This window comes from Ruegeria sp. CJ2, assembly GCF_056536745.1.
Genome location: NZ_JBQFQF010000004.1, coordinates 80,448 through 90,807, shown reverse-complemented (window position 1 = coordinate 90,807; position 10,360 = coordinate 80,448). Strand labels below are relative to the sequence as shown.

Annotated in this window: 12 protein-coding genes and 1 pseudogene; 8 read left to right on the top strand and 5 right to left on the bottom strand. The window is 59.7% G+C overall.

The window, feature by feature from the left end; translation table 11 throughout:
- Window positions 1-3: 3 nt before the first annotated feature.
- From ACR0MS_RS07085 to ACR0MS_RS07075, 3 genes are read right to left on the bottom strand one after another with little or no spacing between them, the layout of a single operon-like run.
- Complete coding sequence (locus ACR0MS_RS07085) at window positions 4-576, bottom strand: MotE family protein (protein WP_480571671.1); 573 nt, start codon at window positions 574-576, stop codon at window positions 4-6.
- Window positions 573-1,073, bottom strand: a complete 501-nt coding sequence (locus tag ACR0MS_RS07080; RefSeq protein WP_480571674.1) for a hypothetical protein — start codon at window positions 1,071-1,073, stop codon at window positions 573-575. The genes ACR0MS_RS07085 and ACR0MS_RS07080 overlap by 4 nt, the downstream gene beginning before the upstream one ends.
- A 9-nt stretch (window positions 1,074-1,082) precedes the next feature.
- A complete protein-coding gene (locus ACR0MS_RS07075) occupies window positions 1,083-1,580 on the bottom strand; it encodes a flagellar basal body-associated FliL family protein (protein ID WP_480571677.1) in 498 nt (165 codons plus the stop codon).
- Between the two features lie 119 nt (window positions 1,581-1,699).
- Here ACR0MS_RS07075 and fliF point away from each other — a divergent pair.
- The 5 genes and pseudogenes from fliF to fliP all read left to right on the top strand — a co-directional run bounded on the left by fliF (window position 1,700) and on the right by fliP (window position 4,892).
- Window positions 1,700-3,289: pseudogene (gene fliF, locus ACR0MS_RS07070) on the top strand (flagellar basal-body MS-ring/collar protein FliF).
- Window positions 3,289-3,732, top strand: coding sequence for a hypothetical protein (locus ACR0MS_RS07065; RefSeq protein WP_480571680.1), 444 nt, complete (start codon window positions 3,289-3,291; stop codon window positions 3,730-3,732). Before fliF ends, ACR0MS_RS07065 begins: the two are co-directional and overlap by 1 nt.
- Window positions 3,699-3,881, top strand: a complete 183-nt coding sequence (locus ACR0MS_RS07060) for a hypothetical protein (protein ID WP_480571682.1) — start codon at window positions 3,699-3,701, stop codon at window positions 3,879-3,881. Before ACR0MS_RS07065 ends, ACR0MS_RS07060 begins: the two co-directional genes overlap by 34 nt.
- Window positions 3,874-4,161, top strand: a complete 288-nt coding sequence (locus ACR0MS_RS07055; protein WP_480571685.1) for a FliM/FliN family flagellar motor switch protein — start codon at window positions 3,874-3,876, stop codon at window positions 4,159-4,161. The genes ACR0MS_RS07060 and ACR0MS_RS07055 overlap by 8 nt, the downstream gene beginning before the upstream one ends.
- Window positions 4,161-4,892: a flagellar type III secretion system pore protein FliP gene (gene fliP, locus ACR0MS_RS07050; RefSeq protein ID WP_480571688.1), complete on the top strand. Its 732-nt coding sequence runs from the start codon at window positions 4,161-4,163 to the stop codon at window positions 4,890-4,892. Before ACR0MS_RS07055 ends, fliP begins: the two co-directional genes overlap by 1 nt.
- Before the next feature lie 4 nt (window positions 4,893-4,896).
- On the opposite strand, the gene ACR0MS_RS07045 is transcribed toward fliP, so the two are convergent.
- Window positions 4,897-6,339, bottom strand: coding sequence for a sensor histidine kinase (locus ACR0MS_RS07045; RefSeq protein ID WP_480571691.1), 1,443 nt, complete (start codon window positions 6,337-6,339; stop codon window positions 4,897-4,899).
- Window positions 6,336-7,070: a response regulator transcription factor gene (locus ACR0MS_RS07040; RefSeq protein ID WP_480571694.1), complete on the bottom strand. Its 735-nt coding sequence runs from the start codon at window positions 7,068-7,070 to the stop codon at window positions 6,336-6,338. The genes ACR0MS_RS07045 and ACR0MS_RS07040 overlap by 4 nt, the downstream gene beginning before the upstream one ends.
- A 217-nt stretch (window positions 7,071-7,287) precedes the next feature.
- On the opposite strand from ACR0MS_RS07040, the gene ACR0MS_RS07035 reads away from it, so the two are divergent.
- The 3 genes from ACR0MS_RS07035 to ACR0MS_RS07025 are packed head-to-tail and all read left to right on the top strand — an operon-like array spanning window position 7,288 to window position 10,360.
- The gene (locus ACR0MS_RS07035; protein WP_480571697.1) at window positions 7,288-8,532 is read left to right on the top strand and encodes an ABC transporter substrate-binding protein; all 1,245 of its coding nucleotides are present in this window, start codon (window positions 7,288-7,290) and stop codon (window positions 8,530-8,532) included.
- 57 nt (window positions 8,533-8,589) lie between these two features.
- The gene (locus ACR0MS_RS07030; protein ID WP_170387762.1) at window positions 8,590-9,462 is read left to right on the top strand and encodes a carbohydrate ABC transporter permease; all 873 of its coding nucleotides are present in this window, start codon (window positions 8,590-8,592) and stop codon (window positions 9,460-9,462) included.
- Window positions 9,455-10,360: a carbohydrate ABC transporter permease gene (locus ACR0MS_RS07025; protein WP_180885230.1), complete on the top strand. Its 906-nt coding sequence runs from the start codon at window positions 9,455-9,457 to the stop codon at window positions 10,358-10,360. The genes ACR0MS_RS07030 and ACR0MS_RS07025 overlap by 8 nt, the downstream gene beginning before the upstream one ends.

Genomic DNA, 10,360 nt, shown 5'->3' with positions numbered 1-10,360 from the left:
AGTTCATTCCTGCGGGGCTGAGGCGTTTCGACCAGCCATGATGACACTGATCGTGTAAGCCGCCTCGGGGCTGAGCCCGGCTAGAACGCCGGCTGCCGCATCGGGTGACATGCGCGACACGAAACCCGCCGCAAATCCCGGGTCCATCGTCTCAAACAAGGCTGCGGCGTCTTTCGGTTTCATGTTTTGGTAGACGTCAGTCAGGCGCGTCAGGTCGGTTTCGGCCGCTTTTTCGGCATAGGCCAGCGTTTCGCGCAGGTTTTCTTCGGCTTCCTGCAGGGCGACCAGCCTGCTCTCAATGGCCTGATCCGCGATGCTCAGGGCCTTTTCCTTGACCAGCAACGCTGCCTCACGGTCTTTCAACGCGTCTTCGCGGCGCAGCAGAGCGGTCAGAAGTTCCTGCGCACCGGGCTCGTCCACCTGAGCCTTTGCCGGTTCGGAAACTGTCGGGTCGCTGCTTTTGGCCAGGGCGGGCCCGGCTTCAAGGCCTACTCGAATTGCCGCCGAGCCGACCATCAAAGCCGATATCACGGCAAGAACACCGCCTCTGGGTCGATTGACAGGTTCGCGTTTCATCCAGTGACCTCGCCTCGGTTCCGACCATGCCGCATGAACATCAGGCCAACCGGCCGCTTGGCGGAACTGTCCTGCTCTGGCTTCGAGACGTGATCCGTTTCCTCGTCCGAGGTCTCAGCCTTTTGTTCCACTTCGGGTGCAACCTCAGTCTCCGGGACGTCCGGCGTAGTTTCAGCTTCTGCAACGGTGGGGGCTTCAGGTGCGGGTTCTTCCGTGATGACGTCGTGCATCGACGCCATCATCAGTTCCAACTGCTGCGCAACTGCTTCTGCCCGCTGTGTCAGATCCTTCAGGTCATCGCCGGATTTATCGGAGGCCGCTCGTGCTGAATCCAGGGATTTTTTCAACTCATCTGCCTGCGTCGACAAGACGGCAACCGCGCCGCCGACCCCTTTTTCCAGATCGGTGAAACGCCTCAGGCGCCGGGACAGAACGAAGCAGTACAAACCCGCGCCAAGGGCCCCCGCAACAAGCAACATATCTGCGATCAGTTCCAACTTCGCCTCCTAGTTCAGTACGAATTCCATAACGAGGACATCGCGCACGCGCCCCTCTCCGACGACTATTCCGATGCGCCGAAGCAGATGTCCGCGGATGCGCATCAGCGCCAGCGAATCTTCGAGGTCGGCGATTTCGACCGCGCGCAGGTATCCGTTCAGAACATCCATGATTCGCGGCTTCATTTTTTCGACGTCACCCAGGAATTCAGAATTCACCTCAAGCTGAGCGTGAAATTTCAAATGGCGGGACGTGCCCGTATTTACCGAAACGATCACTGGCGGAAGATCGACGAAGCCAACATCGGGTAACGCCATTCCGGGCGGTTTTTCCTTTTTTTCCTTAGCCTCATGCGTACCGGTTTTGTTCCCGATTGGCAGCGCCCCCGAGGTGGTCAGAAAATACCCCCCTGCCGCACCGACCACCGCCAGAATCAGCCCGATGATCAGCCCTTTTTTCCCCGACTTTTGAGGGGTTTCTGCCTGTTCTGCGGTTGCGTCGGTCATGACGTCCTCATTCATCTGTTCTGCAATCGTCATAACCCGGCAGGGACTAACCGATTGTTAAGGGCAATCGTCCAAACAAGGGATGCGCCGGGCAGAATGTCGGCGAGTCGGAGGTGAGCGTGCAGCAGATCGGAACTGTCTGGGCTAATTTGGACAGGCGTAAACAAATCATCCTAGCCGGTGCGGTTGCGCTGGTGTTCTTAGGGGTCCTTGCGATGTCGCGGCTTGTGACGGCACCGTCGATGACTTTGCTGTATGCAGGGCTGGAAAGCGGCGCGGCGGGGGACATCGTCCGGTCGCTGGAACAGCGTGGCGTATCCTACGAAATTCGGGGCGGCTCGATCTACGTGCCGGGGTCGCAGCGGGACGAGCTGCGCATGACACTGGCCAGCGAAGGTTTGCCAGCCAACGGGACTCAGGGGTACGAGCTTCTCGATTCGCTCAGCGGTTTTGGCACCACGTCCCAGATGTTCGATGCCGCTTATTGGCGCGCAAAAGAAGGTGAGCTGGCCCGGACCATCGTCGGCAGCCCGCATATCAGCCAGGCGCGGGTGCATATTGCGAATGGGTCAACAAACCCGTTTCAACGCAGTATCGCGCCAACGGCGTCGGTCTATGTGGTGACTTCGGGGGCGGATATCACGGGGGATCAGGCCAAGGCGATCCGGTTCCTCGTGGCCTAGGCCGTAAGTGGGCTTGCGCCTGAAAACGTGGCGGTAATCGATTCCAGCGGGGCCGTGATTGGCGCACAGGACAATGCCGTCGCTTCGGACACGGCCGATGACAAATCGCGCCAATTGCGTGAGCGGGTCTTGCGGCTTGTCGAAGCACGGGTCGGGACCGGAAACGCGGTTGTCGAGGTCAGCGTCGATACCGTGACCAAAACGGAATCCATCCGCGAACGGCGGTTCGACCCCAACGGTCGGGTCGCAATCAGCACAGATGTCGAGGAACGCTCGGACAGTGCACGGAACCAGTCGGCGGATGTCACCGTGGCGTCGAATCTGCCAGACGGCGACGGCGCGGGTGGTGACGAATCGAACTCGAACGCGACGCAAACGCGCGAACGTGTGAATTATGAAGTTTCGGAGACAGAGCTTGAGGTTCACAATGCGCCGGGGGCGATCAAAAGGTTGACTGTTGCCGTTTTGGTCAACGGAACACGTGTGGTAGATGCTGCCGGGGTCGAAAGCTTCGAACCGATGCCGCAGGCTGAACTTGACGCGCTTGAGGAATTGGTGGCTTCAGCAGTTGGTTTCGACGCCGAACGCGGTGACGTAATCACTCTGAAGTCATTGAATCTCCCGGTTGCCGAACCCCAGGGCACGCTGGCGTCTGCTTCGATCTGGCAGAAGGTGCATCTGGACGCGATGTCGTTAATTCAGATGGCAGTTCTGGCGATTGTCTCGCTGGTTCTGGGTCTGTTCGTGATCCGCCCGATTCTGACGAAGCCAACCGATGCGACCGCCTTGTTGCCTGCGTCCCAGCCGACCGAGCCGGATACGGTCCTGACCGGCGAGATCGCGGCCAGTGACAGCGGTAATTTCGCACCGCTCGAAGGGCAGGCACCTGCAGGCAATGTACCGGCACTTGCCACGCCAACCGGCGCTGATCCGGTGGACCGGCTGCGGGCAATGATCGGCGACAAGCAGGAAGAGACTGTCGAAATCCTGCGCAGTTGGCTTGAGGAAGAGGAGGAACGTGTCTGATGTCGATTGCTCACCTTCTGGAAGATTTCACACTGCAGGCGGGAACAGGAAAGGTGCACCTTCTGGATGACGACGCGCTGGAAGAAATGCGGCTGGCCGCGTTTGAAGAAGGCTACAGCGCGGGATGGGAAGATGCACTTCAGGCGCAGGAACAGGGTCGCGGCGAAGTGTCTGCAACTCTGGCCAAGTCGCTTGAGGATATGTCTTTCACATATCACGAAGCGATCGCTCGGATGTCCATGTCGTTGGAGCCGATGTTCCAGAGCCTGATGCGAACCGTATTACCCGAAACATTTGATCGGGGTTTTGCGGCCCGGCTGGTCGAGCAACTGACCGAAATGGCGCGTGATCACATGGGCCCATGCAGGTCTTTGTACCCGAGGGATGCGCGCCCGAGTTGGAGAGCATGGTGCCAGAAACTCTGTCCTCCGCGACCCGGGTGATCGAAGACCCGGCACTGGGGGCCGGGCAAGCACGTCTACAAGTCGGTGTTTTCCAGCGTGACGTGGATTGCAGCGCCCTGCTTGCAACGATCTCCGGCGCATTCGACGCGTATGTTTTTCAGGCAAAAGAGGCATTGAGCAATGAGTGACGACCAAACCCCAAAACTCGAAAAATCCAGCCCCTTCGATTCGGTGCCGATCGAGGTCACGGTCTCGGTCGGGCGCGCACGTCCCCTGATCCGGGATTTGCTGAACATGGGAGAGAATGCGGTGCTGACCCTGGACAAGCGGATCGAAGATCCTGTCGATCTGTATGTCGGTGATCAATTGGTGGCACGCGGCTTGCTGGAAGAAATGGAGGGCGATCAGGCGGGTCAGCTGGCCGTCAGGCTGACCGAAATTGCGGATTTGCAGAACGGGATCGGCTGATGCGATTGCTGCTTTGGTTGGCCGTGGCTGCCGTATGTCTGACGCCCTCGCTGGCAACGGCGCAAGAGCTGTCGCTCTCGCTGGGAGAGGGCGGCTCGATCTCGGCGCGGACCATCCAGTTGATCCTTCTGATCACGGTGCTAAGCCTTGCGCCCGGACTGGCGATCATGATCACGTGCTTTCCGTTTCTGATAACGGTTCTGGCCATTCTGCGGCAAGGAATCGGATTGCAGCAATCTCCGCCCAATATGCTGATTGTGAGCCTGGCGCTGTTTCTCACCTATTTCATCATGGAGCCGGTCTTTACCGAAGCCTGGACTACTGGCATTCGCCCAATGGTGGACGAAACTCTGGATGTGGAACCTGCGCTCGAGCGCGCCCTGCAACCTTTTCGTGGCTTTATGGCGGCGCGGCTGGATCCGGATACCTTCCATGCGATGGCGGCCCTGCGCCCCGAGGGGGAGGCGATTGCCTTGTCGCCCCAAGCGCCGCTTTCCATCCTGATGCCGTCCTTCATGTTGTCCGAAATCGCGCGGGCGTTTCAGATCGGGTTCCTGATCTTCCTGCCCTTCCTGATCATCGACCTCGTTGTAGCGGCGGTGCTGATGTCCATGGGGATGATGATGGTGCCGCCCGCGACAGTATCCCTGCCGTTCAAACTGGCCTTCTTCGTCATCGCGGATGGCTGGTCCCTGATCGCGGGTGCGCTGGTGCGCAGCTACATGACGTGACCTGCTATTGCCGGGTGATCTGCAAGCGCGCGCGCAGGCCTCTGTCACCGGCCTCAAAGCTCAGCGCGCCGCCGTGTTGTTCCGCAACAGTGGCGGCAATCGTCAGACCCAGCCCGAAACCATCGGACGATCCCGTATTTGACCCACGCCGAAACGGAGTCATCAGATCTTCGATATCCGAAACGGACAGGTCGGTGCCCTTGTCCTGAATTGTGATGGTCGCGGTGCGCGCATCGGTTTCCAGTTGCACCTCGGCATGGCGGCCATATTTCAGGGCGTTGTCAATCAGGTTGGTCAAGGCGCGTTTCAGGGAGATCGGGCGCCCCATGACCAGCATGCGCCGTGTCTCCGGCAGGCTTCCTTGCCCTCGGCGCGACATAAAGACCGACGGCGCGCCCTGCACGGCAACCGGGTCGACCTTTTGCAAGGTGACCGGCAGACCCATGTCCTGATAATCCGAGACGATCGACTCCACCAAAGCGGTCAAAGAAATCTGGCACGGCTCTTCAACGCTCAGTTCAGATCGTGTGTAGGTCAGGACACTTTCGATCATCCCCGTCATCTGGTCCACATCGGCCTCGAGCTTTTCGCGCAGCTCGTCATCGGGGATCAGGGCGGCCCTCAGCCGAACACGGGTTGCGGGCGTTCCAAGGTCGTGGCTGACCCCGGACAGAACTGTTGCACGTTTTTCCAGTTGCGCGCGTTCCGCTTCGAGATGCGCGTTGACCGCCGACACGATGTCCCGCAGCTCAGCAGGGCCGCTCGTGTCGTAGCTGTCCGGACCGCCGCGCCGCTGACGCTCTCGCAAGGCGTGGGAGAAACGTGTGAACGTATCCGAGGTGTTTCCGACCGACGTCATGATCACCGCCAGCGCAACGATACCCAGAAGGATGGCCGGCAATCTCAGGTCGGCAGGCGCCGCCTCGCATCCCCAGACGTTTGTTCCATCCACCTGATACCAGGGTCCGCGCCCGAATTGCGCGAATACGATCGGCTCGCTGCAATAGGTCGCCAGCAGTCTGGTCAGGTTGCCCATCTTTTCGGGCCCGGTCTGATCGCTGCCCGAAACGATATCAGACACCGGATAGACCAGCCGGTCAGACAGGACGGCCAGAGTCAGTTCCCGTCCGCTTAGCGGGGATGAACTGTCGGTCAGGATGGACAGGTTGGTCACGAACCGGCGGTCGGAAAACCCCGGAACGCGATTGAACTCACCTCGCTCTGCAAGCGCTGCGTTTTCGGGCGACAGAGGTGCGATGGAAAACTCTGGGGAGGAGACCATTCCGGTGCGCAGATCCTCATAGATCGTAAACCCGGCAACAAAGGAACGCATCTGGAACTGGGTCCAGGCGCGGGATGACGCGAACCACAGGCTGGCACAGAGAACGCCAACGGAAAATGCCGACACAGCCCAGACCCAGCCGAGATTGCGCAGGCGCAGGGTCATTCTTCCTGCACCGAGACGTCTGCAGCAAACACGTACCCGACACCGCGCTCGGTGCGCAGCATCTGCGGGTCCTTCGGGTTGGCTTCGATCTTTGACCGCAACCGACCAACCAGCATGTCAATGGCCCGTCCCTGTGCCTCTGGCTTGTCCGCGTCGCCTGTCACGTCCAGCGCGGCTACGATTTCGTCGCGTGTCAGGGGGATGTGCGGGTTGGCCAGCAGAACCTTCAGCAATGCTGTTTCACGTTGCGACAGCGTGACCAGATAGCCCTCGGGCGAATGTACTTCATCCCGTTTGCCGTCATAGAGCCAGCCGTCGAACCGGAAACTGCGGGTCCGGCGGCGATAGGCCAGTGAAGGTGTCCTGCGCGCCCTTTGCATAACTGCGCGCACGCGCGCCAGCAGCAGTTGAGGATTGAACGGCTTGGCGATGTAGTCGTCAGCCCCAACCTCGTACCCCGCCATTCGCTGGTGATCTGCCGACAAAGCGGACACCAGAATGATCGGCACGTCCTGTTCGGCCCGCAGCCGGGAACAGATTTCAACTCCGTTCTCATCGCCCAGCATCACATCCAGCAGAATAAGGTCGATGCGGCCCGCGCTCAGATGCGCGCGAATTTCGGCCTCGGAACTGGCGGGCAGGGCGATAAAGCCGTTTTGCTGTAGGAACTGGGTCATCATCGACCGCATGTCCGGGTCGTCATCGACCACCAACAGCCGCGGAATGCTCACTGTGTCCGTCCTCCCGTGCTCTGCCTCCCGACGCCATCAATTGTAACGAACGGAAACAGATTCAATGTCAACGTAACACGCTGTAACAGAAGCGGTGAATATTTGGACCATCGCAGCGGTTTGACGCGGATTCCACGTTGCCAGACAGCGCCCGAGCCCCAGTATGGCCGTTATCGCTGCTGCGGCAGCCAGTGAGTTCTCAGGGAGGAGACAGGAAATGAAGCGTTTTGCATTAGCCACTGTATCGACGATGGCGGTTGTGGCCGGATCGTCGGTGCTGGCGGGGCCCGAGGCCGAAGTTCTGCATTGGTGGACGTCGGGCGGTGAGGCCAAGTCGGTTGCTGTTCTGCAGGAAGAGTTTGCCTCGAATGGCGGCACCTGGACCGATATGCCCGTGGCCGGTGGCGGCGGTGATGCAGCGATGACCGCCTTGCGCGCCCGTGTTCTGGCCGGGAACGCGCCGACCGCTGTTCAGTTGAAAGGCCCGGCGATTCAGGAATGGTATGAAGAAGGCGTTCTGGCCGATATCTCATCCGTTGCCGAAGCCGAAGGCTGGGCCGATGTTCTGCCGGCCTCGATCGCGGGTCATATGATGTGCGAAGGCACATGGTGTGCCGCGCCTGTGAACGTCCACCGCGTGGACTGGATCTGGGCCAATGCGGATGTTCTGGCCGCCAATGGCATCGAGATGCCGACCACGTGGGACGAGTTCAACGCGGCCGCCGTCAAGTTGATGGACGCTGGTGTGATCCCACTGGCCCATGGTGGTCAGTCCTGGCAGGACGCGACCGTGTTCGAGGCCGTTCTTCTGGGCATCGGCGGACCGGAGTTCTATCAAAAGGCGCTGGTCGATCTGGACCCCGAGGCGTTGACCTCGGACACGATGGTGCAGGTGTTTGACCAGATGCGCACCCTGCGCGGTTACGTGGACGAAAACTTCTCGGGCCGTGACTGGAACCTGGCGACGGCCATGGTGATGAACGGCGAAGCAGCCTTCCAAATCATGGGTGACTGGGCCAAGGGTGAATTCCTGGCGGCGGGCAAAAAACCGGGTGAGGACTTCCTGTGCGCTTCGACCCCCGGTGACGGTTATCTGTACAATGTCGACAGCTTTGCCATGTTCGACGTGGAAGGCGACGACAAGAAAGCCGGTCAGGACCTGCTGGCCAAGCTGATCGTCGCGCCAAATTTCCAGAAAGTGTTCAACCTGAACAAGGGCTCGATCCCGGCACGCACCGACGTGGCGCTGGATGACTTTGACATCTGCGCCAACCTGTCGGCCGAAGACATGGGCTCGACCTCGGCGGCGGGGTCGCTGCTGCCGTCTTATGCCCACGGCATGGCGCTGCGCGGTTCGCAGTCTGGCGCGATTACCGATGTTGTAACCGCGCATTTCAACTCGGATATGTCCTCGGCTGACGCGGTTCAGCAACTGGCGGACGCGGTGGCAAACAGCTACTGATCCAATACGCTCTGCCCCCTATAGTGTGGGGCAGAGCATCTTTCCCTGGAGGAAAAAATGTCCGAATGGCTGGAAAACCACCTGCCCAAGGTGGTGCTGGCACCGTCGTTCATCGCCGTATTGATCTTTGTCTACGGCTTTATCGGATGGACGGCATGGGTGTCGCTAACCCGATCGAAACTGCTGCCGAAATACGAGATCAAGGGCTTCATCCAGTATGAGCGCCTGTTCGACTCGCCCCGTTGGGATACGGCGATCAACAACCTGTATATCTTTGGCGCGCTGTTTATCGTGATCGCGATGGTGCTGGGCCTGCTGCTGGCCATCCTGCTGGATCAGAAGATCCGGGTCGAGGGCGCAATCCGCACGATCTACCTCTACCCCATGGCGCTGTCGATGATCGTGACCGGCACCGCGTGGAAGTGGATCTTGAACCCCGGTCTAGGGATCGAGTCGATGGTGCAGGGCTGGGGTTTCACGAATTTCGAATTCGACTGGCTGGTGAACCCGGACTACGCGATCTACACCATCGTGATGGCCGCGATCTGGCAAAGCTCAGGCTTCGTCATGGCGCTGTTTCTGGCTGGTCTGCGGTCGGTGGACGGAGAGATCATCAAGGCAGCTCAAGTCGATGGCATCCCCACATGGCGCATCTATACGGCGATCATCATCCCGTCGATGGCTCCGATCTTCCTGTCGGCCTTCATCGTGCTGGCGCACCTTGCGATCAAAAGCTTTGACCTTGTCATCGCCCTGACGGGCGGCGGTCCGGGTTACGCAACCGACCTGCCTGCAACCTACATGTACGCCATGGCGTTTTCGCGCGGCGATATCGGTCAGGCGGCGTCGTCCGCGATGATCATGATGCTGGTCGTCTTTGCCATCGTGGTTCCTTACCTTTACTCAGAGCTGAGGGCGAAAAATGACTGATCTGTCGATGCCCCAATCCCAAACCGAACCCCGTAGCCAAAGTGCCGCTGGCAAGATTGCCCTGCGTTGGCTGCTCTATGTCCTGCTGGGCCTGTTTGCGCTATATTACCTGATGCCGCTTTTCGTGATGTTGACCACATCACTGAAAAGCCTTGAGGAAATCCGCACCGGGTCTCTGATATCGCTGCCGCGCGAGGTCAGCTTTGATGCCTGGAAAACCGCATGGTCCGGTGCCTGTACCGGTATCCAGTGCGAGGGTCTGCGCCCCTATTTCTGGAACTCGGTCCTCATCGCGGTGCCTGCGGTGGCGATCTCGACCCTGTTGGGCGCGCTGAATGGCTATGTCGTGGCACAATGGCGGTTCAAAGGCGCGAACATCATCTTCTCGCTGATGCTGTTTGGCTGCTTCATCCCGTTTCAGGTGGTTTTGCTGCCGATGGCGCGTCTGCTGGGCATGATGGGGATCGCCGGAACCATTCCGGGTCTGATCTTTGTCCACGTCATCTACGGGCTGGGCTTCACCACGCTGTTTTTCCGCAACTACTACGTCACCATCCCGTCCGAGCTGACCAAGGCCGCGCGCGTTGATGGGGCCGGGTTCCTGCGGATTTTCTGGTCGATCTTCCTGCCGCTGTCGCTGCCAATCATCGTTGTGACCGTGATCTGGCAGTTCACGCAGATCTGGAACGACTTCCTGTTCGGCGTGTCGTTCAGTCAGGCGGGAACGCAGCCCGTGACCGTGGCGCTGAATAACATCGTAAACTCCACCACCGGCGTCAAAGAATACAACGTCGACATGGCCGCCGCGATCATCGCGGGGTTGCCGACGCTGCTCGTCTATGTCGTCGCCGGTAAGTATTTCATCCGCGGTCTGACCGCCGGTTCCGTGAAGGGATAA

Excerpts from the sequence above, each read along its gene's own strand:
- ACR0MS_RS07055 (WP_480571685.1), top strand. The coding sequence starts at position 3,874 with ATGAGTGACGACCAAACCCCAAAACTCGAAAAATCCAGCCCCTTCGAT.
- ACR0MS_RS07085 (WP_480571671.1), bottom strand. The coding sequence starts at position 576 with ATGAAACGCGAACCTGTCAATCGACCCAGAGGCGGTGTTCTTGCCGTG.
- ACR0MS_RS07025 (WP_180885230.1), top strand. The coding sequence starts at position 9,455 with ATGACTGATCTGTCGATGCCCCAATCCCAAACCGAACCCCGTAGCCAA.
- ACR0MS_RS07045 (WP_480571691.1), bottom strand. The coding sequence starts at position 6,339 with ATGACCCTGCGCCTGCGCAATCTCGGCTGGGTCTGGGCTGTGTCGGCA.
- ACR0MS_RS07035 (WP_480571697.1), top strand. The coding sequence starts at position 7,288 with ATGAAGCGTTTTGCATTAGCCACTGTATCGACGATGGCGGTTGTGGCC.
- fliP (WP_480571688.1), top strand. The coding sequence starts at position 4,161 with ATGCGATTGCTGCTTTGGTTGGCCGTGGCTGCCGTATGTCTGACGCCC.
- ACR0MS_RS07030 (WP_170387762.1), top strand. The coding sequence starts at position 8,590 with ATGTCCGAATGGCTGGAAAACCACCTGCCCAAGGTGGTGCTGGCACCG.
- ACR0MS_RS07075 (WP_480571677.1), bottom strand. The coding sequence starts at position 1,580 with ATGACCGACGCAACCGCAGAACAGGCAGAAACCCCTCAAAAGTCGGGG.
- ACR0MS_RS07065 (WP_480571680.1), top strand. The coding sequence starts at position 3,289 with ATGTCGATTGCTCACCTTCTGGAAGATTTCACACTGCAGGCGGGAACA.